We start from the raw sequence: 22,607 nt of genomic DNA, 5'->3' as shown, positions 1-22,607 counted from the left end.
ATGACGACCGTAGACGGAGGCGACCTCGTTCTCGGCGCGCTCGGCTCGCTGGGCGCCCGGATCGACTGCACCGGCTTCAACCGGCTCGACCTCGAAGGTCCGCAGGTCCTGTGGCTGGTGGCGTCCGGCGCGCTGGACCTGTTCGCGGTGGACGCCGAACAGCAGGGCCACTGGCATCACTTGGGGCGGCTGGAGGCCGGCTCGCTGCTGCTCGGTCCGGTCGCCGGGCCCCAGCACACGCTGGTGGCACGCCCGTTGCGCGACTGCGTCGTCCACCGCATCGGCCTGCGCGAGCTGTACCAGCCCGCCAGCACCCAGACCTGGTCCTACGACGAGTACGGCAACCCCCAGTACGTACCGCCGACGACGAGCCCCCTGGAGTACGCCCTCGCCCTCGGTGTCGGCCGTGGCCTGTCCATCCTCTTCCAGGCGCCGATGACCGCCGGCGAGCGGGCCGCGGCCCCGACCGACGACGACGTCCTCTGGATGCAGGTGCCGCCGGGCAGTGTCCAGTACGGCTCGCTGTACGGCGCGGAGGCGGCCGCGGATCTGCTGATGGACCCGGCCGTGTGGCAGAGCATGGTGGACCAGGAGTACCGGCTGCTCACCACGCTGGACCGCTGGATCGAGCAGCTGGAGCGCACCCACGAGTCCCGGACCGCGGCCGGTATCAAGGCCGGTGAGGCGGTCCGCGCCCAGGCCGACCGCACCCTTCTCGCCTCGATCGGCAAGGGGTCCAAGCGCACCACTGCCGCCGACGCCGACGCCTCCTACGCGGCCTGCAAACTGGTCGCCCAGGCGGCGGGCATCACCCTCGCCGAGCCCGCGCAGAGCGGCACCGAGAGCGACCGCATCGATCCGGTCGAACGGGTGGCGCTGGCCTCCCGGGTACGGACCCGGGCGGTACGGCTCGACGGCAGCTGGTGGCGGGACAACGTCGGCCCGCTGGTCGGCCACCGGGCCCTGTCCGGGGCGCCGGTCGCGTTGCTGTGGCGGCGCGGCGGCTATGTGGCCGTCCATCCGGCGACCGGCCGGGAGACACCGATCGAGAAGGCGAACGCGGAGGAGTTCGAGCCGCGCGCGGTGATGTTCTACCGCCCGCTGCCCGACAAGGCGCCCAGTCCGCTGGGCCTGCTCCGGTTCAGTCTGCAGGGCACGCGTGGCGACCTCGGCAGTCTGCTCCTCGCCGGTCTGGTGACCGTGGCGATCGGCTCGCTGGTGCCGATCGCCACCGGCAAGGTGCTGGGCGACTATGTGCCGAAGGCCCAGACGAACCTGATCGTGCAGGTCTGTCTCGCGGTGATGATCAGCGCGGTGGTGTCGGCCGCTTTCACGCTCCTGGAGAACCTGACCATCCTCCGTCTGGAGGGCCGTATCGAGGCGACGCTCCAACCCGCCGTCTGGGACCGGCTGTTGCGGCTGCCGACGAAGTTCTTCACACAGCGTTCGACGGGTGAGCTGGCGAGCGCGGCGATGGGCATCAGCGCGATCCGCCGGCTGCTGGCGGGCGTCGGCCCGGTGGTCGCCCAGTCGGTGACGGTCGGAGCGATGAACCTGGGCCTGCTGTTCTGGTACAGCGTCCCGATGGCACTGGCCGCGCTGGGCATGCTCGTGGTCATCGCCGCCCTGTTCCTGGGACTCGGGCTGTGGCAGGTGCGCTGGCAGCGCCGCCTTGTGGTGCTCGGCAACAAGCTGAACAACCAGGCCTTCCAGACCCTGCGGGGCCTGCCCAAGCTGCGGGTGGCGGCGGCCGAGAACTACGCGTACGCGGCCTGGGCGGGCGAGTTCGCGCGCAGCCGGGAGCTCCAGCAGAAGGTCGGCCGGATCAAGAACCTCACCACGGTCCTCGGCTCGGTCTACCTCCCGGTCTGCACCCTGCTGATGTTCATGCTGCTGGCCGGCCCGGCGAGGGGCGCCTTGGACGCGGCGGCCTTCCTCACCTTCAACACGTCGGTGACGATGCTGCTCACCTCGGTCACCCAGCTCACCGGTTCCTTCGTGTCGGCGGTGGCCGCGCTGCCGCTGTTCGAGGAGATCAAGCCGGTCCTGGAGGCAGCCCCCGAGGTACGCACCGCCAGCACCCGCCCGGGGCCGCTGTCCGGCGCGGTCGAGGCCCGTCGGCTGTCCTTCCGCTACGCGGACGACGGCCCCCTGGTCCTCGACGACGTCTCCTTCGACATCCGCCCCGGCGAGTTCGTGGCGGTCGTCGGCCCCAGCGGCTGCGGCAAGTCGACGCTGCTGCGCCTGCTGATCGGCTTCGACAAGCCGGTGTCGGGGATCGTCCTGTACGACGGTCAGGACCTGGGCGCGCTCGACCAGTCCGCCGTACGCCGTCAGTGCGGTGTGGTGCTCCAGCACGCGCAGCCGTTCACCGGCTCCATCCTGGACGTCATCTGCGGCACCGAGCCGTACACCCCCGAAGAGGCGATGGCGGCGGCCGAGATGGCGGGGCTCGCCGAGGACATCAAGCGGATGCCGATGGGGCTGCACACGATCGTCGCCGGGAGCGGCGCGATCTCGGGCGGGCAACGGCAGCGCCTGATGATCGCCCAGGCGCTGATCCGGCGGCCCCGGATCCTATTCTTCGACGAGGCGACGAGCGCGCTCGACAACGACACCCAGCGCACGGTCATCGAGAGCACGCGCAAGCTGAACGCCACCCGGATCGTCATCGCCCACCGCCTGTCGACGGTCATGGACGCCGACCGCGTCATCGTGATGGAGGACGGCAAGGTCGCCCAGCAGGGCCCGCCGGCCCAGTTGCTCGCCGACACCGGCGGACGGCTGCACGAACTGGTGCGGCGGCAGCTGGCGTGAGCGCTCAGGTGTCGAGGCCGGGAACGGGGGCGCCGGAGGGCAGGCCGGCGTCGAGGTAGCCCTGGTAGTACTCCCTCCAGGGCGCGTTGACCCCGGCGTGCGGCCCTTCGAAGCGTTCGCCGTGGGCCTTGGCGTCGAGGGCGGTGAGGCAGACCTCCCAGCCGGCGCTGTTGCGGGCGGCGGTGTTCTCCTCGCCCAGGACGTGGGTGAGGGTGAAGCGGGTGCGGTCCTCGCCGTCCGGCGCGAGCTCGAAGCGGAGCTCGTCGCCGCCCCAGTCGAAGGTCAGGTGGCGGGGCGGGTCGACGGCGAGCACGGTGCCGTACGACTCGGGCATGTTCGGGTCGCCGGTGAACTTGACGGCGCCGCCGGGGCGCAGATCGATCTCGGCGCGGGAGGGGAACCACCCGGCGAGTTCGTCGGGGTCGGTGACGAAGTGCCAGACGCGGTCGATCGGGTGGCCGTAGAGGCGGCTGAAGCGGACGGCCGGGCGGCCGTCGTCGAGGGTGACGTAGGTGCCGGTGAGTTCGGCGGGCATGGGGATCAGTCCTTGGGCTTCGAAGGGGGTTCTTCCGGGTCGTACGTCGTCTCGTCGAGGCGGCGCCCCAAGGCGTCCAGACTGCGGTTCCACAGTCGGCGGTAGGGGGCCAGCCAGGCGTCCAGCTCGGCGATCGGGGCGGGGTCGAGTGCGTAGACACGGCGCTGGGCGTCCTGCCGCACCCGGACCAGGCCGGCCTCTCGCAGCACCTTGAGGTGCTTGGAGGTGCTCGGCTGGCTGAGGCCGCATGCGTCCACGATCTCGCCGACGGGCCGGGGGCGCGTCAGGAGCAGGCCGACTATGGCTCTTCGATGAGGGTCGGCGAGGGCGGTCCAGAGGGTGTCTTCGGACATGGTTTCAATATGCCTGACTGGTTATATTCCCGTCAAGGCATACGCAGGCTTCACGGCGACCGCACCCCCTCTACAGCGAAACGTTGCCGTTTCGCTGAACGTGGTCTAGGCTCGACGTGTACGAAACCGTTTCGTTCGCCGCCTCGCGAGGCCGTCGTTCGAGGCGGCTTCTTTGGTAAATCCCGAACGGCTTCCCTGGAATGGTTCGCCAATGTCTGAGAAGACCCTGACCGACGACGTCCACGTCGGTGCCGTGGAGGCGCCGCCGGCCGCCTCCTCATCGAAGCGGTGGTGGATCCTCGCGGTCGTCGCCGTCGCCCAGCTCATGGTGGTGCTCGACGCGACCATCGTGAACATCGCCCTGCCGTCCGCCCAGGCCGACCTCGGATTCTCCGACGGCAACCGGCAGTGGATCGTCACCGGCTACGCTCTCGCCTTCGCGTCCCTGCTGCTGCTCGGCGGCCGGATCGCCGACCTGTTCGGCCGCAAGACGGCCTTCCTCGTGGGAGTCGTCGGCTTCGCCGCCGTCTCCGCACTGGGCGGTGCCGCGAACGGCTTCGGCATGCTGGTCACCGCGCGCGCCCTGCAGGGTGCCTTCGGCGCACTGCTCGCACCGGCCGCGCTCTCCCTCCTCAACACCACGTTCACCGACGCCCGTGAGCGGGCCAGGGCGTTCAGTGTCTACGGCGCCATCGCGGGCGCCGGCGGCGCGGTGGGTCTGCTGCTCGGCGGCGCCCTGACCGACGCGTTCGACTGGCGCTACACGCTGTACGTGAACGTCGCGATCGCCGTCGTCGCCTTCGTGGGCGGCCTGATGCTGCTGACCAACCACCGTGACGCCGCCAACTCCAAGCTTGACGTGCCGGGCACGGTGCTGGTCGCCGCCGGTCTGTTCTCGCTGGTCTACGGCTTCTCCAACGCCGAGACGCACGACTGGGGTTCGCCGCTGACCTGGGGCTTCCTGATCGCCGGTGTTCTCGTCCTGGCGGCCTTCGCCTGGTGGCAGACCAAGTCCGCACACCCGCTGCTGCCGCTGGGTATCCTGCTCGACCGCAACCGGGGCGCCTCGTTCCTCGCCGTGCTGATCTCCGCCGGCGGCATGTTCGGTGTGTTCCTCTTCCTCACCTACTACCTCCAGCTGAACCTCGGCTTCAGCCCGACCAAGACCGGTGTGGCGTTCCTTCCGATGATCGGCGCCCTGATGGTGACTGCTCAGGTGGGCACCCAGGTCCTGGTGCCGCGGATAGGACCGAAGGCGGTCGTCCCGCTGGGCTTCGCGGTCTCCGCGGCCGGTATGGCCTGGCTGACCGGGATCGGCGTCGGCTCCAGCTACGTCAGCGCGGTGCTCCCGCAGCTGATCGTGACCGGTCTCGGTCTCGGTCTGGTCATGCCGGCGGCCATGCAGCTCGCCACCGGCGGGGTGACGGCGGACGAGGCGGGTGTCGCCTCCGCGACGGTCAACGCCATGCAGCAGGTCGGCGGTTCGATCGGTACGGCGCTGCTCAACACGCTGGCCGCGAGCGCGGCGTCCGACTACCTGGCCGGCAAGGACGCGACCAGCAAGCTGGTGCAGGCGCAGGCGACGATCGAGAGCTACACCACGGCGTTCTGGTGGTCGGCCGGCATGTTCGTGGTGGGCGCGGTGATCGCCTTCCTGCTCTTCCGGCGAGGAGTGCCGGAGCAGGACGCCGATGCGGCGCCGGTCGTGCACATGTAGTTCCTTGCAGAGCCGCAGGGATTGAAGGCCTGAGGGGTCGCCGTCAGCAGGGAGACGGCGGTCCCTCGCCGTTTTCGACTGCGGGTGCGTTGTGGCTGGTCGCGCAGTTCCCCGCGCCCCTTTGGGGCGCCAGGTCAAGCCTCTTTAAAGATATTCGCACGGTCGAGTGAACCTGATCTTGCGCTGCTCGTGACAGGGATGGGGCGCGCTCCCAGTGGGTAACAACCGGGCCCGTATGCGCCCCATGCCAGGTGGAGCCAAGATGACGCCGGAAGCCGTTGACCGTGGGCTGCCCGTCGCCAACTCCTGTGCGCGTACTCGGCGGTGCGGGTCGTACCTGGTCGTCGAGGCCTTCGGCGAGGTGGACATCGCCACCGAGGAGTTGCTCGCCGAGCACCTGCTCGCCGCCACCGCCGGGCCCGAGCCCGATGTGCTCGTCGATCTGCGGCGGCTGGACTTTCTCGACTGCTCGGGGTTACGGGTGCTGTGCAGGGCCGAGGCGCGGGCCAAGGAGCGGGGCGGGCGACTGCGGCTGGTGTGCGAAGGGCCCCGGATTCCACGGCTGCTCAGGGCCTCGGGACTGTTGGGACGTTTTCCGCCGCTCCCCGGGTTTCCCCGGGACGGGAGCTCCGGGGAGCGGCGGTGATAACAGGGGTCGGCGGGCGGCCCCACTCCGCCCGTCCGACCCCCGCAGCGAGATCGCTGGTTCCCCGCGCCATTGGCCGCACTCCCCAGTTGCGGACCTGTCCGGCAGTCACGAGGACCGTGCGATCCCGGGTCTCAGAACGCGAAGACGCTCGCGCCGTAGGTGTCCCTCATGCAGGCGTTGCCGAAGGTGCGCTCATAGGAGACACGCTTGCCCTGCCAGACTCCCTCGACCGTGACCACGACGGGGTCGTAGAGCTTGGTGCACCACACGTCGGTTCTGGGCGTAAGGGCATCGAAGTCGCCGCCGGCGCCGCGCAGTTCGGCGCAGGCCTGGGCGGCGGCCGGGTGAGTGCCGGAGGCGGTCGGGGCGCAGGTGAGGGTGACGGCGCGTTCCGGCGTGGCAGTGGCCGCCTCGCTGCCGTGGCCGGTGGTGAGCACCAGGGCCGAGGGGGCGTAGAGCGAGCTCGGGGTGGCGACGGCGGCCCCGGTCAGGGGTCCGCAGACGGCGGCGGCCGTGAGGCCGAGGGTCGCTGCCCAGCGCGCGGTGGTTCGCATTGTGTGCATCCTTCCGCTCGATTCGACGGGTGCCGCCCTCGGCCCGGTGGGTGCCGGGGCGGCGGGCGCCACTCTGCCGAGTCCGCCGCCGAAACACACATCGAACCCATCTAATTCAGTAACCTTGCGTATTGAAACAGTGGCGTGAAGTCACGGAAATCGGTCGCGTCGACCGCTCAACGGAGCGGTTCTTGATCGCTCGAAGCGGCCGGATGGCCTGATTCCATCGCCTCGTTAATCGTCCTGAAACATTCCGCTTCCGCTGTCGGCGGACGTCGCGGCAAGCCCTTGCCTTTGCGCTGCAACGGAGTAATCGTCATTACATGATTACTCAAGAGCAACGAGACAAGCTGCGCGGCTGGTTCGCCGGCCGACTCCCTGACGACCTCTTCGAGGAACTGGTCGAGGTGACGGTCGACCGCGAGGAGGTGACCGTCGTCGGACGCATCCCCGGACCCAAGCTCGCGGAGGGCGTCTCGGACGCCGAGAGCGAGGCGGCCGTGCAGGGGCGCATCCAGGAGTTCCGGGAGCGCACCCGGGAAACCCGGATCGGGGTGGCGCGGGAGGCCGAGCACCAGTTCCGGCGCAAGGTGTCCTGGGGTGTGGAGTGCGCGGGGCAGCGGGCGCTGTTCACGCATGTGGCGGCGCCGGTGATGACCCGGCTGCGCCAGCCCGAGCGCCAGGTGCTGGACACGCTGATCGCCGGAGGTGTGGCGCGCAGCCGCAGCGAGGCGCTGGCCTGGTGTGTGCGACTGGTCCAGAAGCACACCGACGACTGGCTGACCGAACTGCGTGAATCGCTGGAGCACGTCGAGAAGGTGCGGGCGCAGGGGCCGGACGCCGAGGAGGACTGAGACCGGCCGTCCGGACATGGGCGAATCATCCACTCCGGCTGCGAAAGTGGGATGAATAGTCTCCTGGTCGCGGACTTGACCCGGGCTTTAGCGTCGGCGGAACCCTGTCAGGACGGCCCATGGACCGCCGCACACCCCGCGGCGCGCCACGGCCGTCCGCCCGCCGTCGCGCCGACCCCGCGCTCCACCGCCGTCCTCCGCTGGAGCCCCCGTTGCCCTCGCAGCCCTCCCCCGCCGCCGCGCCGTCCCTCACCGAAGTCGAGGTCCACGGTGTCGAGCGGATCCCCGACGCGGACCGCACCGCGACCCCGCTCGACCTGTTCCGGCTCGCCTTCGGCGGCGCCAACACCTTCTCGACCTGTGTCCTCGGCGCGTTCCCGATCCTGTTCGGCCTGTCCTTCTGGCAGGGCCTGGCCGCCACCCTGCTCGGGGTGGTCGCGGGCGCGCTGATCCTGTGCCCGATGGCGGTGTTCGGCCCGGTCAACGGCACCAACAACGCCGTCGCCTCCTCCGCGCACCTCGGCGTGCACGGCAGGGTGGTCGGCTCGTTCCTGTCCCTCCTGACGGCCGTCGCGTTCTTCTCGATCTCGGTCTGGAGTTCGGGCGACGCCCTGGTCGGCGGCGCACACCGGCTGTTCGGCCTGGAGCGGAGCACGCTGTCGTACGTCGTCGCGTACGCGCTGTTCGCGTGTCTGGTCCTCGCGGTGTGCGTGTACGGCTTCCGGTTCATGCTGTTCGTCAACAAGGTCGCGGTGGCCTCGGCGAGCGTGCTGTTCGTGCTCGGCGCGTTCGCGTTCGCCGGGGACTTCAACCCGTCGTACGCCGGGGTGTTCACGGCCTCGGCGGACGCGGCGACCAAGTCGATGTTCTGGCCGTCCTTCATCGGCGCGGCGCTGATCGTGCTCTCCAACCCGGTGTCGTTCGGCGCGTTCCTCGGCGACTGGTCGCGCTACATCCCGGCCGACGTGCCGCGCCGCCGAGTGGTCGGCGCCGCGTTCCTCTCCCAGATCGCGACCCTGCTGCCGTTCGTCTTCGGCCTCGCCACCGCGAGCGTCATCGCCGCGAAGGCACCGAAGTACGTCGACCCGTCGGCCCCGGACTTCGTCGGCGGGCTGCTGGCCATCTCCCCCGGCTGGTTCTTCCTGCCTGTCTGTCTGCTCGCCCTGATCGGCGGCATGTCGACCGGCACGACCTCGCTCTACGGCACCGGCCTGGACTTCTCGTCGGTGTTCCCGCGCCTGTCGCGGGTGCAGGCGACCTTCCTGGTCGGCGTGTTGTCCATCGCGTTCATCTTCATCGGCCGGTTCGGCCTGGACCTGGTGCAGTCCATCTCCACCTTCGCCACGATGATCATCACCTGCACCACGCCGTGGATGGTCGTGATGATGCTGGGCTTCTGGACCCGGCGCGGCTGGTACGACCCGGACGCCCTGCAGGTCTTCAACCGCCGTCAGCGCGGCGGCCGTTACTGGTTCACGCACGGCTGGAACTGGCGCGGTATGACGGCCTGGTGGGTCTCGGCGGTGATCGGTGTGCTCTTCACCGACATCCCGGGCCAGTTCGTCGGCCCGCTGGGCGACCTCGCGGGCGGCGTCGACATCAGCCTGCCGCTGTCCCTCGCGGTGGCCGCGGTGCTGTTCCTGACACTGCTGTGGGTCTTCCCGGAGCCGCGTGCGGTGTACGGCCCCGAGGGTCCCCGGCTGGCCCGGACCGTCGAGGTCCCGGTGCCGCCGATCACCGGCCCGGGCGCCGAGCCGGACACCTCCCGGCCTGCGGCGACCGCCGCGAGCTGACCCGAAGGCCGGTGTAAGGCCCCGTACATACCGCCGAGTATGGTCGCCACGACGCGTACTCGACGGTGAGAGGCGGGACGTACGGATGGCGAAGCACTGGGCGGACTTCCAGTACGAGATCTATCTCAACGGGATGACGGGGGCGGTGCCGCGGCTGCCCACCGATCTGACCCGGCTGGAGGAGCTGACCGAACGGCGGCTGGGGCCCGGTCCGGTCGGCTATGTGGCGGGCGGCGCCGGCGACGGCAGCACCATGCGCGCCAACCGGGCCGCCCTGGAGCGGCGCCGCATAGTGCCGCGCATGCTGCGGGACGTCGGCGAGCGGGACCTGGCGGTGGAGGTGCTGGGCCGCTCGCTTCCGGCCCCGCTGGCGCTGGCGCCCGTCGGCGTACTGTCGATCATGCATCCGGACGCCGAGTCGGCGGCCGCCCGGGCCGCCGCCGCACAGGGCGTGCCGTTCATCCTGTCCTCGGCGTCCAGCACGCCGATGGAGCAGGTGGCGGAGGCCATGGGCGACGCCGAGCGGTGGTTCCAGCTGTACTGGGGCAGGGACCGCGAGGTGACGAAGAGCTTCCTCGGGCGGGCGAGGGCGGCCGGGTTCTCGGTGCTGGTCGTCACGCTCGACACGCCGTTGCTGTCCTGGCGTCCGCGCGACCTCGACCAGGCGTATCTGCCGTTCCTCAACGGGGTGGGCACCGCCCACTACTTCACCGACCCGGCGTTCCGGGCGGGGCTCGCCAAGCCGGTGCACGAGGACCCGAACGCGGCCGTGCTGCACTTCCTCGGCCTGTTCGGGAACCCGAGCCACACCTGGCCGGACCTCGCCTTCCTGCGGGACCACTGGGACGGGCCGATCGTCCTCAAGGGCGTGCTCCATCCCGACGACGCCCGGCTGGCCGCCGACGCCGGGATGGACGGGGTCGTGGTGTCCAACCACGGCGGCCGTCAGGTGGCCGGTTCGGTCGCCGCGTTCGACGCGCTGCCGCGGGTCGCCGAGGCGGTGGGCGACCGGCTGACCGTGCTGTTCGACAGCGGGGTGCGCACCGGCGACGACGTGTTCAAGGCCCTAGCCCTGGGCGCGCGGACGGTCCTGCTGGGACGGCCGTACGTCTACGGGCTCGGCCTGGACGGGCAGGCCGGTGTGGACCACGTGATCCGCTCGCTCCTCGCCGAGTTCGACCTCACCCTCGCCCTGTCCGGGCACTCCACCCCCGCCGCGATCACCGCGGCCGACCTCGTCGAGGAGTCCGTGTGACCGCCCCGAAGAACGTCCTCGCCGTCATCCCGCCGCACGTCGGCGGTCGCACGGCCGGCGCCGGGATGGCGTCCCTCTTCCCCGCCGACGCCCAGGTCACCGTCGTGGAGTCGGCCGGCGAGGATCCGGCCGCGCTGCGCGCGGCGCAGGTCGTGATCACCGCGCTCGCCCCGGTGAGCGCCGAACACCTCGCCGCCGCACCGGAGTTGGAGCTGGTGCAGTGCGCGAGCCACGGTTTCGACTATGTGGACACCGTCGCGGCGCGCGCGAAGGGGGTGTCCGTGTGCACGATCGGCTCCAGCGGCGCCGAGGCGCAGAACGTGGCCGAGCAGACCTTCGCGCTGATGCTGGCCCTCGCCAAGCAGCTGGTCCCCGCGCACCAGGCACTGGCCGAGGGCGACTGGGCGCTCCCCCGGCTGCAGCGCTCGCTCACGGAGCTGTCCGGCAAGACGCTCGGCATCGTGGGGCTGGGCCAGATCGGACAGCAGGTCGCACGGCGTGCCGCGGCGTTCGACATGACGGTCCTGTACACGCAGCGGCGCCGGGCGTCGGAGGAGACCGAGGCGCGGTACGGCGACGCGCGGTACGTCCCGCTGGAGGAGCTGCTGCCCGCCGCGGACTATGTGACCTTGCACTGTCCGCTCACCGACGAGACCCGGCACCTGCTGGACGCCGGCCGCCTCGCCCTCCTGAAGCCGACGGCGTTCTTGGTCAACACGGCCCGGGGTGCGCTCATCGACCAGGAGGCGCTGGCCGACACGCTGGAGAAGGGCACCCTGGCGGGGGCGGGCCTCGACGTCTTCGACCCCGAACCGCCCACCCCGGCCCTGCGGTTGCTGCGCGCCCCCAACGTGGTGCTGTCACCGCACGTGGGGGGCGTCACCCGGGAGACGCTGATCCGGATCGCGCTGGCCGCCGTGCAGAACGTGCTGGACTTCCTGGCGGGCGGCGCTCCCCGGGACGTCGTGAACTAGCGGCCGTCCGCCCCCGGGGCGTGTCCGCCCCGGGGCATGTCCGTCCCGTCCCTAGTTCCCGGACAGCTCCGCGGGCTGCGCCGAGGCCGCCCCGGTGCCCGCGATGGAGAGTGAGCCGCGGCTCGGGGACGGTATCGGCGAGTCGGTCAGCCAGTGCTGACCGCTGGTGTGGTCGCGGACCTTGACGACGACGTCCGCGCCCTCCTGCTCACCGGCCGTGGCGAGGGCGAGGGTCTCGTCCCAGCTGGGCAGCAACTCGCCCTGGCCGGTGAGGTCGTAGCGCACGTCCTTGCCGCGCTCGGCGTCGGCCGCGGCGCAGGTGCCGAGGATGACGACCCCGCCGTCCGCATGTGAGTCCAGGCAGAGGTCGTGGTCGGCCGCGCTGCGCACCTCGCCGTCGCTCTCGTACGTCCACTGCTGGGTCCAGGACGTCGAGCACACCTCGAGGACCACACTCGCCCCGGCCTTCGGCGCGCCCTTGATGTCCAGGCAGAGCTGGGCGGCCTGGTTGCGCAGCCGGGTCACATGGTCGGCGGCAGGCAGCCCGGCCGTGCTGGAGGTGGGTGTGGGCGTCGCGTCCGGGTCGGTGTCGCCGGGTATCTGGCCGGCGGTCGCGACCGCGTCGCTGCCGTCGCCGCCGCCCGACATCGCGCTGATCGCCAGCACGGAGGTCAGCAGCCCCGCCCCGGCGACGCCGACACTGGTGAGCAGCGTCTTCGACGACCAGGAGCCGGGCGGGCGGCGCACGGCGACGGGGATACGGGCCAGGATCCGGGTCCGGGCGGCGGCGCGTCGGCGCCCTCCGCCGCCGGAGCGCCGGTTGGCGGCGCGGCCGTGCGGAGCTTCGGAGCCCTTGCGGCCCGGGCGCGAGTCGTGGTAGCGGCGGGCTCCCCAGCCGAGCACCGCTTCGGAGAGCAGTACGCCCAGTCCGCCCTCGACATGGCCGAGTTGTTCGGCGGCGGCCCGGCAGTAGGGGCACTGGGCGAGATGTTCCTGGACATCCGGCAGCAGGGCGCCGCCGCGGCGGATCGGAACGTCCAGCAGCCGGTTGTAGTAGCGGCACTCCTGGGAGGGTGCGAGATCCCGGTGGGCGCGGACACAGCCCTCCCGGAATTTCTCCCGGGCGTCCTCGAGAGCGGCCGATGCAGTTGTCGTGTCCATGCCCAACAGACCGGCCGGTACGGTTATGGGTTCGGCCTCGACCTCGGCGTGCCAGAGCAGACTCTGCGCGAGCGCCGGAAGGCCCATGAATGAACGCTCCGCGAGGGCGCGGTTTTCCGGCGTCATGGTCTTCTTGGTGCGGATACCGCGGCCGCCGGCCGGTTTCCCGAGGTCGGGAAGAACCTCCGCTATTCGGTCCTCGGCGGACCAGTTGGCGACCGTGTCGCGTACGGAGACCAGCAGCCGTGGCCGGAGGGCGTCGGCGGTCTCGCCGAGGGCCACCCGGTCGAGGACCTGATGGAACGCGGCGGCCGCGACCATGTGCGCGACGGGCCCGCCGGCGGCCAGGCAGATGACCGCGTATTCCTGTACGGGGCGCCAGTGCCGGGCCATGAGCAGCGCGGCGGACCGGGAGGCCTCGATGTCGGAGCCGGCTCGCAGCGGGGCGGCGAGGGACTCGTCGGACTCGCCCGGACCACCGCCCGGCGGCGGATAGGGAGGTCGAGGCGGGTGGGGGGTGGGCACTGAGCGGATTCCTTTGGTGCGGTGGTGCGTACCTCTTCGGTGCGCTGGCGGGGTGCGGGAATTCGCCGACGCGGTGTCGGTCTCATACCCCAACTGCCGAATAGGTCCCGGCCATTCCCCCGCGCAGGTGATTCACCCTGGCACAAGTCTCACACAAGCAACAAGACACCCGTACAACATCGACAGCATTGACAGAAAGTCAGAAAGACGGCGGCCGCCATTGTCCGGTAACAGCCGTATTCACTTTCCGCACACCCCGTGTGAACCGTGCGCCCACCCCGGTCCCGCGCGCACCCTCCCGGCCCGTCCGCCGGGGTAGTCAACTGGTGCCCGGCCCTCCTCGCAAGGCCCCGTGCAGAACGGCGGCTCTTCTGCGCGAAACAGGCCGCCGGCCCCGTTCCTCCCGCCCTCGGCCGGCGGCCTCCGAGGGCGGTGGCGGCCTGCCCCGCAAGTCCGGGCGGGTGTCAGAGCTGCCAGGAACGGAGCCGGTCCGCCGCGGCGTAGACGTCGGCCTTACCAGTCATCAGGTCGCGGGCGAGGTCGACGAGGGCGCCGTACGGCGGGTCGATGCCGGCGCCACTGACGAACATGTACGCCACCGCGGTCGCGCAGGCGAACCGGGCGTTGGCCGAGGGCAGCGGCTTGAGCTGGGCGAGGGTGTGCAGCAGGGCGGCGGCCCGCCAGGCCGGGTCGGAGTCCACACCTAGCCGGGGCGGATCGACGCGGTGCCGGGCGACGGCGGCGACCAGCGCGGAGAAGTCGTTCACGGTGGGCTGCTCCGGCAGCACTTCCTCATGGCGCTGGAGCAGCCAGGGCACGTCGATATGGATGACCGGCGGCATGGCTCAGGCGGCCTCGCCTTTCGTGGGCTGCTCGTCATCGGGAAACGCGGCCGCGAACTCGGCGGCATGGGCCGCGAAGAAGCGGCGGAACTCCTCCGCCCCCTCCTGCAGGGCCCGGTGCCGGGCGATGTCGGCGGCGGCCGCGTCACGGACGAGGGCCTTCATCGACGTACCGCGCTCCTTGGCTATCTGCCTGAGGTCCTCTAGCTCGCGGTCGCTGAACTCCACGTTGAGAGCTGGCATGCCCTTCACGGTACCGCGTGGGTACTCGACCGTAAATATCCGCAGGTCAGCACCGATGGCATACGGTACCTCCGGGGTCCTCGCGCCGACGGTCCGGACGAGACGGGACCAGTGGCGGTCGCCCCGTCCGGACCGTTCGGGCCGATGTCAGATGTCGAGCCGGCTGATCCGCACCGCCCCGGAGGTCTCCCCCGGGTGCGCGCTGGCCAGCGTCAGCCGGATCCGGGAACCGCGCGCCGGGGTGAACGTGATGACGGTCGGGGTGTCCGAGGCCGTCGACCAGTCCACCGTCGTGCCGTCCACGGGCCGGTAGACCTCGCCGTCCCAGACCGCCACCTCGACCGAGTCAGGCAGCGCGTGGGCCGTGTCCACGGTGAAGGAGACGACCACCCGGTCGAGGGTGCGGGCGCGGCCGAAGTCGACCGACACCCAGTCCTCGGCGCGGGCCCCGGCGAACGCGGGCAGCAGGGCGGTGGCCGACTTGGCGAAGGCGTTGGACCAGCCGGTGGTCGCGTCGCCGTCGAGCATGGCGGCCGGGAGGGTGTCCACGCGGCCGGAGTAACTGGCGTCCGCGTAGGGGTAGTCCGGCGGGGCCGGGTAGTCCGGGCCGAAGTCGGGGGCGGGGGTGCTCGCCACGGACCGGGCAGGGGTGGTGGGCACGGTGACGGTGCCCTTGCGCAGCCCGTCCACCCGTGCTGTCACTTTGAGTCCACCCGGTTTCACACCGGAGCGGATGACGGCGAGTGCCTTGCCGTGGAAGGCGGTACGGGTGCTCGCCTGGTAGCGCTCGGCGCTCTCCTCGCGGCCGTTGTCGAGCCCGGCGAGCGAGCCGCCGGTCACGTCGAAGGAGATGAGGTGCTCGGCGTCCGGCACCAGCACGCCGTGCGCGTCGACGATCTCGGCGGTCACGAAGACCAGCGAACGCCCGTCGGCGGCGAGGGACCCGCCGTCGGCGGTCAGACGTACGGCGTGCGGGTCGCCGGCGGTGCGCAGCACGTCGGTCGCGACCACCTTGCCGTCGCGCCGGGCCACCGCCCTCAACTCGCCCGGCTGGTACGGCACCTTCCAGATCAGGTGCAGCTTGCCCGCGCTGCCGTTGGGACTGGTGTAACTGCCCGGGTAGGCGCCGGAGGTGACGGTCTTGTCGTCGCCGGAGGCCTCCGTGGTCTCCAGGTAGGTGCGGCCGTCGGTGGTCGTCTTGGTGTCGAACTCCCTTGTCCCCAGGGACTTTCCGTTGAGGAACAGCTCGACGGACGGCACGTTGGCGTACGCCCACACCTCCACCGTGTCCCCGGCCTCGTGGTTCCAGCTCATCGGCAGCAGGTGCACCATCGGCTCGCTCACCCACTGGCTGCGGAAGAGGTGGTACATGTCCTTGGGGAAGCCGGCCGTGTCGACCGCTCCGAAGAAGGACGACTTCACCGGGAACACGTCGTACGGTGTCGGCTCGCCGATGTAGTCGATGCCCGACCACAGGAACTGGCCCGCGAACCACTTACGGTCCCGGTCCTTCTTGTGGCCGTACTCGCCACTCATCGTCCACGAGGCCAGGTTGTTGTCGTAGGACGAGGTCGCGCGCCGGCCGGGCGTCTGGTTCTCGCCCGTGTTGAGGTGCTCCGGTTCCTGGTACGCGCCGCGGGTCGAGGTCTCCGACGACGACTCGGACTCGAAGAGGAACAGGTGCGGGTAGGCCGCGTGCAGCGCGTCCACGGACTTGGCGGTGTTGTAGTTGAGGCCGAGACCGTCGAGCTTGGCCAGCATCAGGTCGGAGGCGGAGCCCCTGGCGGGCACGCCGTGGTACTTGTTCGAACCAATGACCACCGGCCGGGTGTCGTCCGCGGCCTTGATGGCGGTGATGATCCGGTCGGCCATGGCGAGGCCGGCCGTCGAGGTGGAGTCGGGGATCTCGTTGCCGATGGACCACAGCACGACCGCGGGCGAGTTGCGGGCGGCGAGGACCATCTCGGTGGCGTCGCTCTCGCACCACTCGTCGAAGAACCGGCCGTAGTCGTACCTGGTCTTGCCGGTCTTCCAGCAGTCGAAGGCCTCCACCATCATCACGATGCCCAGCTCCTCGCAGACCTCGATCATCTGCGGCGAGGGCGGGTTGTGCGAGGTGCGGAAGGCGTTGACACCCATCGACTTCATGATCGTCATCTGTCTGCGCACCGCGTCGGCGCTGATCGCCGCGCCGAGGGCACCCTGGTCGTGGTGGAGGTCGACACCCTTGATCTTGGTGTGCACGCCGTTGAGGGAGAAACCCTCGTCGGGGTCGAAGCGGTAGCTGCGGATGCCGAACACCGTGCGGTAGGTGTCGGTGGTGGTGCCGCCGACGCGGAGTTCGGTGTGCAGGGTGTAGCGGTGCGGGCTCTCGATGGCCCACAACTTCGGTTCGTCGACGGTCAGTTCATGGGTCTCGGCGCTCCCTCCGGAGCCGGTGACGGTGACCGTGGAGGAGGTACGGGCGACCGTACGTCCGTCGGGACCGGCGATCCTGGAGACCACCGTCACGTCCGCGCCCTCGCCGGACTCGTCGACGACGGCCGTCCGCACCCGCACGACCGCGCGTTCGGCGGTGATGTCCGGCGTGGTGACGTACGTCCCCCAGCGCGCCACGTGCACCGGGTCGGTCACCACCAGGCGGGCCTCACGGTAGATGCCGCTGCCCGAGTACCAGCGGCTGCTGGGCAACTGGTTCTGCACCTTGACCGCGAGGACGTTCTCGGTGCTGCCGTCGGTGTGCAGCAGATCGGTGAGGTCGAAGGCGAAGCCGGTGTAACCGTAGGGGTGGTGGCCGGCCTGGGTGCCGTTGCAGTAGACGTAGGAGTCCATGTAGACGCCATCGAACTCCACCGAGATCCGCTTGCCGGCGTACCCGGGCGGCAGGGTGAAGGCGAGCCGGTACCAGCCGAGGCCGCCGGGGAAGAAGCCGGTGCCGCTGGTGGTGCCGTGGTCGGTGGTGGGGGTCTGCTCGATGCTCCAGTCGTGCGGTACGGCGGCCTGGCGCCAGGCCGAGTCGTCGTAGCCGGGGTCGGCGGCGTTCGCGTAGGCGCCGGTCGGGTCGGTGATCCCGCCGGGGTTGACCAGCGCGAACCGCCAGCCGTCGCGCAGGGCGACGGTGCGGCGGCCGGTGACGTGTGCGGACGTACCGGCCTCCGGGACCGCCCAGGCGCCCGGGGCGCCGAGCAGCGCTCCGGCCGTCGGGGCTGCCGTGGCGGCTGCCAGAACCGATCTGCGAGTGACCGTCATGGTGCGGCTCTCCCTCATCAGGGCCCAGAACTACTCACAACTGATCGTGACCGAACAGATTCTGACGGTGTGACACTTGTGGCCGTCAAGGGCCGGGAAGCCGCCGGACACCGCTTTCGTCCTGTCGGCCGGTTCGCGTTCGGCCCCTCGGAGCGAACGCGGTCACGGCCGACCGGCCGAACAGGGTTGCCGTTCACAGCGGGGCCCGACGCACTAGGCTGAACGGCGGTGGTGCACCTGTTGACTGTGAAGTGTGCGCTTGGGAGTGCGACGATGAGCCGGGTCTATCCGTTCGACGATGCGGCGACGGCCCGGGCCGTCGTCGACGAGGACGGCACACTGGCCGAGTGGAACGAGGGCGCGCAACGGCTCCTCGGCCACCCGGCCCGCGAGGTCGTGGGCCGCCCCGCCGCGCTGCTGCTCGCCGGTGACACCGCACCGCCCACGCCGGCGGGCGCCCGTTGGGACGGCGTCCTCGAACTCCGGCACCGGGACGGCCGTACGATCCCGGTCTGGCTGCTCGCCCACCACCGGGCGGCACATGACGAACGTCCCGGGCACTGGCTGGTGGTCTCCCCGCTGGCGGGCGGCGGCCCGCGCACCCCGGACGACCCGCTGGCCACGGCCGCGCTGACCCAGTCGCCGTGCGCGGTCGCGGTCTACGACGAGCAACTGCGGCTGCGCCGGGTGAACGACGCGATGGCCGAGGTGATCGGACTGCCCGAGGAGCGGATCCAGGGACTCAGGATCGCGGAGATCGGCGGCATGGTGCAGAGCGCGGAACTGGAGCAGAACATGCTCCAGGTGCTGGCCTCGGGCCGCCCGCTGGACGTCCAGACCTATATGCGCACCGGCGGCGAGGAGCAGGCGCACGCCTGGCTGGCCCGGATGGCACCGGTCACGGACACGGCGGGCCGGGTGCGGGGCGTGTGCCTGGCCGCGCACGACTTCACCGAGAACTACCTGGCCAGGGAACGGCTGCAACTGGTCAACGAGGCGAGCGTGCGCATCGGCAGCACCCTCGACGTCACCCGGACGGCACAGGAGCTCGCGGACGTCTGTGTACCGGCGCTCGCCGACTTCGTCACCGTCGACCTGCTGGACCCGCCGGAGGACGGCGGCGATCTCCCGGCGCGGCTGACGGCGCCGGTCACGCTGCGCCGCACCGCGCACCAGTCCGTACTGCCCGGCGTCCCCGAGGCGGTGGTGAAGCCGGGGCACACCGAGTCCTACCCGGGCTCCTCGGCGCAGGCCGACTCGCTCATCGGGGGACGGACGATCGTGGCCTCCATGCCCTCCGGCGAGATGCAGCAGTGGGTGCACTGGAACCCGGCGCGCGCGGAGCGGGTGCGCGACTTCGGTGTCCACGCCACGATGTCGGTGCCGATCCAGGCGCGCGGGGTGACCCTGGGGGTCGCGGTGCTGAACCGGCACCGGCGGCCCGACCCGTTCAGCCCGGACGACGTGCTGCTGGCCGAGGAGATCACGGCCCGGGCCGCCGTCTGCATCGACAACGCCCGCCGCTACTCGCGCGAGCGCGAGACCGCCCTGGCCCTGCAGCGCAGTCTGCTGCCCCGGACGCTGCCGCGCACCGCCGCCCTGCAGGCCGCCTCCCGCTATCTGCCGGCCGCCCGGGCCGGAGTGGGCGGCGACTGGTTCGACGTGATCCCGCTGTCCGGGCTGCGGGTCGCGATGGTCGTCGGGGACGTCGTCGGCCACGGAGTGCAGGCCTCGGCCACCATGGGCCGGCTGCGCACCGCCGTGCGCACCCTGGCCGACATCGACCTGGCCCCGGACGAGCTGCTCACCCACCTCGACGACCTGGTGGTCCGGCTCTCGGAGGAGCAGGGCGGCGAAGCCAGCCCCGGCGAGGTCGGCGCGACCTGTCTGTACGCCGTCTACGACCCGGTGTCCCGGCGCTGCACGCTGGCCCGCGCCGGCCATCCGCCGCCCGTCGTGCTGCGCCCGGGCCACCGCCTGCACGAGGTGGACCTGCCTGCCGGTCCCCCGCTGGGCCTGGGCGGGCTGCCGTTCGAGTCCACCGAGATCGAGCTGTCCGAGGGCACCGTGCTGGCCATGTTCACGGACGGGCTGATCACGTCCCAGCACCGCGACCCGGACGCCGGTCTCCGGCTCCTGCACGAGGCGCTCGCGGCGTACAGCGACTCCCTGGACGAGACCTGCGACCGCATCCTGCACGCCCTGCTGCCCTCGGGCGGCGCGGCCGACGACGTGGCCCTGCTGCTGGCCCGCACCCAGGGCCTGCCGCCGTCCCGGGTGGCGAGCTGGGACGTTCCCGTCGACCCCGCCCTGGTCGCGCCCATCCGCAAACAGGTCGTGAAGCAACTGGACGAGTGGGGTCTGAGCACGGCCGCCTTCACGGCGGAGCTGGTGGTCAGCGAACTGGTCACCAACGCCATCCGCTACGGCGCCCATCCCATCCGTCTGCGGCTGATCCATGACACGCCCACCCTCATCTGCGAGGTCTCCGACAGCAGTCACACCGCCCCGCACCTGCGCCGGGCCAAGACCTGGGACGAGGGCGGCCGGGGCCTGCTGCTGGTGGCCCAGCTGACCCAGCGCTGGGGCAGCCGGCACACGGCCGAGGGCAAGACGATCTGGGCGGAGCTGTCCCTGTTCGAGGAGGAGGACGGCCTCCAGGACCGTCCAGGACCGTCTAGGACACGCTCGTGAGGACGACCAGCTGCTGTGTCGCCCGGGTCATCGCGACATAGCGGTCGACCGCGCCCTCGACGCCCTCGCCGAACTTCTCCGGGTCGATGAGGACGACCAGGTCGAATTCGAGCCCCTTCGACAGCTCCGGCGTCAGCGACCGGACACGGGACGTAGGTGTGAAACCGGGGTCGCCGATCACGCAGGCGACGCCTTCGGCATGGGCGGCGAGCCAGGCGTCGAGGACCTGGTCCAGCTCGTCCAGGAATCCATGCACGACGGGCAGGCCGCCGGCGCGGATCGAGGTCGGCACGTTGGCGTCCGGGAGCGCGGCCCGGATGACCGGCTCGGCCTCCGCCATGACCTCTTCCGGCGTCCGGTAGTTGATGCTCAGCGAGGCCATGGTGATCCGGTCGAGCCCGACCCGCTCCAGGCGTTCCTGCCAGGTCTCCGTGAACCCGTGCCGGGCCTGGGCGCGGTCCCCGACGATGGTGAAGCTCCGGGACGGGCAGCGCAGCAGCAGCATCTGCCACTCCGCGTCGGTCAGTTCCTGGGCCTCGTCGACGACGATGTGCGCGAACGGGCCGGCCAGCAGGTCCGGGGCGAGGGCGGGGAGTTCGGACTCGTCGACCAGGCTGACCTTGGCGTCCGCGCCGCGCAGCATCCGCACCAGGCCCTCGCCCTCGTCGCCGTCGGCGCCGGAGTCGGCGACCGCCCCGATCAGGTTGTCGACGACCTGTGCCATGCGCTCGCGCTGGGCGGCGAGGACGGCCTCCTGCCGCTGTCTGCGCCGCGCCGCCTCCGGGTCGCCGAGCCGCTGCCGGGCCGCGTCCAGGAGCGGCAGGTCGGACACCGTCCAGGCGCGCGAGTCCGCGCGCTGCAGCGTCCGGACCTGGTCGCGGTCCAGCCAGGGGGCGCACATCCGCAGATAGGCGGGGACCGACCACAGGTCTCCGACCAGGTCGGACGCCTCCAGCAGCGGCCATGCGCCGTGGAGGGCGTCGACCAGTTCCCCGTCCTGCCGCAGGGACCTGCGGAACTCCTCGGGCGTGACGTCGTCGCCGTCGTACTTGTCCAGCAGGATGGCGGCCAGCTCCTCCCAGATCTGGTCGCGGGCCTCGTTGTGCGGTGTGCTCGGCCCCGGCGCCCGGAACGCGTCGGCCCAGTCTTCGGCGGTCAGCCGCAGGTCGGCCCAGTCGGTGGTGACCGTCATCCCCGCGGCGGGGGGCTCCTCGTAGAAGCGGACGGCCGTCTCGATCGCCCGCACCATGTCGGCGGACGACTTCAGACGGGCCACCTCCGGGTCGGTCTCGGGTGTCGCGTCGGCTCCCTCGTCGACGAGGTCCCGCAGCACGCAGGTCTGCACGCCCTCCTCGCCGAGGCTGGGCAGCACGTCGGAGACGTAGTTCAGATAGGGCCGGTGCGGGCCGACGAACAGCACGCCACCGCGGCGGTGACCGAGGCGCGGGTCGGAGTACAGGAGGTGGGCGGTGCGGTGCAGGGCGACGACGGTCTTGCCGGTGCCCGGGCCGCCGTCGACGACGAGGGCGCCCCGGGATCCCGCGCGGATGATGGCGTCCTGGTCGGCCTGGATGGTGGCGAGCACATCGCGCATCCGTTCCGACCGGTCGGCGCCCAGGCTGGCGATGAACGCGGACTGGTCGTCGAGCGCGACATGCCCGTCGAGCCCGTCGGCGGTGAACACCTCATCCCAGTAGTCGCCGATCCGGCCGTTCGTCCAGCGGTACCTGCGGCGGCTGCGCAGCCCCATCGGGTCGGCGTGGGTCGCCGCGAAGAAGGGCTCGGCCGCGGGGGAACGCCAGTCGAGCAGCAGCCGGCGGCCCTCGCTGTCGGTGAGGCCGAGCCGGCCGATGTACACGGGCTCGGGGTCGTCGGCGCCGACGATGTGCCCGAGGCACAGGTCCAGGCCGAAGCGGCGCAGGGTGCGGAGCCGCCCGGTGAGCCGGTGGACCTCGATGTCCCGGTCCATCGCGGCCCGGCCGGTGCCGCCGGGTGCCCTGAGCTCGGCGTCGAGGCGGGCGGACAGCTCGGCGATCGTCTCGTCGAGGCAGCGTGCGATGGCGGCGAAGTGCCGCTCGTCGTCGGCGATCAGGGCGGGGGCGGCCTTGACGGAGAGGCGTTCGGGGAGGTCGAAGGCGCTGGTGGTCAGGGGGTGCAATGCATCAGCTCCGTGGAGAGGCCGTGCGGCCCGGGGGCGCGTACGGGGGCAGGACGAGCATGGGGGCTGGGCGGGAGGTGCCGCAGGAGGCGGGCTGGGGATCGTGATCCGTGAAGGGGGTCGGCCCCTGGGGGACTCGGACGGCGACCGTCATCCAGAACTCAGAGGTCGCGGTGCGTGGGAGGCTGCGGCGCCGTCGTGGCTGGTCGCGCCCACGCGGCGGTAGCCGCACAG

General features: G+C 71.4%; 16 protein-coding genes. 8 read left to right on the top strand and 8 right to left on the bottom strand.

The features are described 5' to 3' along the window. Positions 1–2,817 carry an NHLP bacteriocin export ABC transporter permease/ATPase subunit gene (locus EDD90_RS48165; RefSeq protein WP_123979337.1) on the top strand — a complete coding sequence of 939 codons (2,817 nt, stop codon included), beginning with the start codon at positions 1–3 and terminating at the stop codon, positions 2,815–2,817. Between the two features lie 4 nt (positions 2,818–2,821). Here EDD90_RS48165 and EDD90_RS48160 read toward each other — a convergent pair whose 3' ends face one another. Together EDD90_RS48160 and EDD90_RS48155 are read right to left on the bottom strand one after the other, a co-directional pair. Continuing rightward, a complete protein-coding gene (locus tag EDD90_RS48160; RefSeq protein ID WP_123979336.1) occupies positions 2,822–3,352 on the bottom strand; it encodes an SRPBCC family protein in 531 nt (176 codons plus the stop codon). 5 nt (positions 3,353–3,357) lie between these two features. Next, a complete protein-coding gene (locus tag EDD90_RS48155) occupies positions 3,358–3,705 on the bottom strand; it encodes a helix-turn-helix transcriptional regulator (protein ID WP_123979335.1) in 348 nt (115 codons plus the stop codon). Between the two features lie 211 nt (positions 3,706–3,916). On the opposite strand from EDD90_RS48155, the gene EDD90_RS48150 reads away from it, so the two are divergent. Together EDD90_RS48150 and EDD90_RS48145 are read left to right on the top strand one after the other, a co-directional pair. Further along, positions 3,917–5,422 (top strand): MFS transporter, encoded by a 1,506-nt coding sequence (locus EDD90_RS48150; RefSeq protein WP_123979334.1) that lies wholly within the window; start codon positions 3,917–3,919, stop codon positions 5,420–5,422. A 262-nt stretch (positions 5,423–5,684) separates the two neighbouring features. Further along, positions 5,685–6,068 carry an STAS domain-containing protein gene (locus tag EDD90_RS48145; protein WP_123979333.1) on the top strand — a complete coding sequence of 128 codons (384 nt, stop codon included), beginning with the start codon at positions 5,685–5,687 and terminating at the stop codon, positions 6,066–6,068. Between the two features lie 134 nt (positions 6,069–6,202). Here the strand turns inward: EDD90_RS48145 and EDD90_RS48140 are convergent, their stop codons facing one another. Beyond that, on the bottom strand, positions 6,203–6,625 hold the full coding sequence (locus EDD90_RS48140) for a subtilase-type protease inhibitor (RefSeq protein ID WP_123979332.1): 423 nt from the start codon (positions 6,623–6,625) through the stop codon (positions 6,203–6,205). A 323-nt stretch (positions 6,626–6,948) separates the two neighbouring features. On the opposite strand from EDD90_RS48140, the gene EDD90_RS48135 reads away from it, so the two are divergent. The 4 genes from EDD90_RS48135 to EDD90_RS48120 all read left to right on the top strand — a co-directional run bounded on the left by EDD90_RS48135 (position 6,949) and on the right by EDD90_RS48120 (position 11,501). Then, on the top strand, positions 6,949–7,479 hold the full coding sequence (locus EDD90_RS48135; protein WP_123979331.1) for a hypothetical protein: 531 nt from the start codon (positions 6,949–6,951) through the stop codon (positions 7,477–7,479). A 119-nt stretch (positions 7,480–7,598) separates the two neighbouring features. Then, the gene (locus EDD90_RS48130) at positions 7,599–9,272 is read left to right on the top strand and encodes a cytosine permease (RefSeq protein ID WP_260328552.1); all 1,674 of its coding nucleotides are present in this window, start codon (positions 7,599–7,601) and stop codon (positions 9,270–9,272) included. An 85-nt stretch (positions 9,273–9,357) separates the two neighbouring features. Continuing rightward, complete coding sequence (locus EDD90_RS48125) at positions 9,358–10,527, top strand: lactate 2-monooxygenase (protein WP_123979330.1); 1,170 nt, start codon at positions 9,358–9,360, stop codon at positions 10,525–10,527. Next, a complete protein-coding gene (locus EDD90_RS48120; RefSeq protein WP_123979329.1) occupies positions 10,524–11,501 on the top strand; it encodes a 2-hydroxyacid dehydrogenase in 978 nt (325 codons plus the stop codon). The genes EDD90_RS48125 and EDD90_RS48120 overlap by 4 nt, the downstream gene beginning before the upstream one ends. A 51-nt stretch (positions 11,502–11,552) precedes the next feature. On the opposite strand, the gene EDD90_RS48115 is transcribed toward EDD90_RS48120, so the two are convergent. The 4 genes from EDD90_RS48115 to EDD90_RS48100 form a co-directional block, all read right to left on the bottom strand. Further along, the gene (locus tag EDD90_RS48115) at positions 11,553–13,187 is read right to left on the bottom strand and encodes an RICIN domain-containing protein (RefSeq protein WP_123979328.1); all 1,635 of its coding nucleotides are present in this window, start codon (positions 13,185–13,187) and stop codon (positions 11,553–11,555) included. A gap of 464 nt (positions 13,188–13,651) precedes the next feature. Next, positions 13,652–14,029, bottom strand: a complete 378-nt coding sequence (locus EDD90_RS48110; protein ID WP_123979327.1) for a toxin Doc — start codon at positions 14,027–14,029, stop codon at positions 13,652–13,654. 3 nt (positions 14,030–14,032) lie between these two features. Beyond that, a complete protein-coding gene (locus tag EDD90_RS48105) occupies positions 14,033–14,272 on the bottom strand; it encodes a hypothetical protein (protein WP_123979326.1) in 240 nt (79 codons plus the stop codon). 147 nt (positions 14,273–14,419) lie between these two features. Next, positions 14,420–17,521 carry a glycoside hydrolase family 2 TIM barrel-domain containing protein gene (locus EDD90_RS48100; protein WP_123979325.1) on the bottom strand — a complete coding sequence of 1,034 codons (3,102 nt, stop codon included), beginning with the start codon at positions 17,519–17,521 and terminating at the stop codon, positions 14,420–14,422. 273 nt (positions 17,522–17,794) lie between these two features. On the opposite strand from EDD90_RS48100, the gene EDD90_RS48095 reads away from it, so the two are divergent. After that, positions 17,795–20,215: a SpoIIE family protein phosphatase gene (locus EDD90_RS48095; RefSeq protein ID WP_123979324.1), complete on the top strand. Its 2,421-nt coding sequence runs from the start codon at positions 17,795–17,797 to the stop codon at positions 20,213–20,215. On the opposite strand, the gene helR is transcribed toward EDD90_RS48095, so the two are convergent. Further along, positions 20,199–22,373: an RNA polymerase recycling motor ATPase HelR gene (gene helR, locus EDD90_RS48090; protein WP_123979323.1), complete on the bottom strand. Its 2,175-nt coding sequence runs from the start codon at positions 22,371–22,373 to the stop codon at positions 20,199–20,201. The genes EDD90_RS48095 and helR overlap by 17 nt on opposite strands. Between the last annotated feature and the right edge of the window lie 234 nt (positions 22,374–22,607).

This window comes from Streptomyces sp. Ag109_O5-1 (assembly GCF_003814875.1).
GTDB classification, from domain to species: Bacteria; Actinomycetota; Actinomycetes; order Streptomycetales; family Streptomycetaceae; genus Streptomyces; species Streptomyces sasae.
The sequence above is the reverse complement of the archived record's forward strand: the minus strand, read 5'-3'. Positions and strand labels throughout refer to the sequence as shown.

Coding starts and splice junctions, on each gene's coding strand:
- EDD90_RS48165 (WP_123979337.1), top strand. CDS start 1: ATGACGACCGTAGACGGAGGCGACCTCGTTCTCGGCGCGCTCGGCTCG.
- EDD90_RS48160 (WP_123979336.1), bottom strand. CDS start 3,352: ATGCCCGCCGAACTCACCGGCACCTACGTCACCCTCGACGACGGCCGC.
- EDD90_RS48155 (WP_123979335.1), bottom strand. CDS start 3,705: ATGTCCGAAGACACCCTCTGGACCGCCCTCGCCGACCCTCATCGAAGA.
- EDD90_RS48150 (WP_123979334.1), top strand. CDS start 3,917: ATGTCTGAGAAGACCCTGACCGACGACGTCCACGTCGGTGCCGTGGAG.
- EDD90_RS48145 (WP_123979333.1), top strand. CDS start 5,685: ATGACGCCGGAAGCCGTTGACCGTGGGCTGCCCGTCGCCAACTCCTGT.
- EDD90_RS48140 (WP_123979332.1), bottom strand. CDS start 6,625: ATGCGAACCACCGCGCGCTGGGCAGCGACCCTCGGCCTCACGGCCGCC.
- EDD90_RS48135 (WP_123979331.1), top strand. CDS start 6,949: ATGATTACTCAAGAGCAACGAGACAAGCTGCGCGGCTGGTTCGCCGGC.
- EDD90_RS48130 (WP_260328552.1), top strand. CDS start 7,599: ATGGACCGCCGCACACCCCGCGGCGCGCCACGGCCGTCCGCCCGCCGT.
- EDD90_RS48125 (WP_123979330.1), top strand. CDS start 9,358: ATGGCGAAGCACTGGGCGGACTTCCAGTACGAGATCTATCTCAACGGG.
- EDD90_RS48110 (WP_123979327.1), bottom strand. CDS start 14,029: ATGCCGCCGGTCATCCATATCGACGTGCCCTGGCTGCTCCAGCGCCAT.
- EDD90_RS48105 (WP_123979326.1), bottom strand. CDS start 14,272: ATGCCAGCTCTCAACGTGGAGTTCAGCGACCGCGAGCTAGAGGACCTC.
- EDD90_RS48100 (WP_123979325.1), bottom strand. CDS start 17,521: ATGACGGTCACTCGCAGATCGGTTCTGGCAGCCGCCACGGCAGCCCCG.
- EDD90_RS48095 (WP_123979324.1), top strand. CDS start 17,795: ATGAGCCGGGTCTATCCGTTCGACGATGCGGCGACGGCCCGGGCCGTC.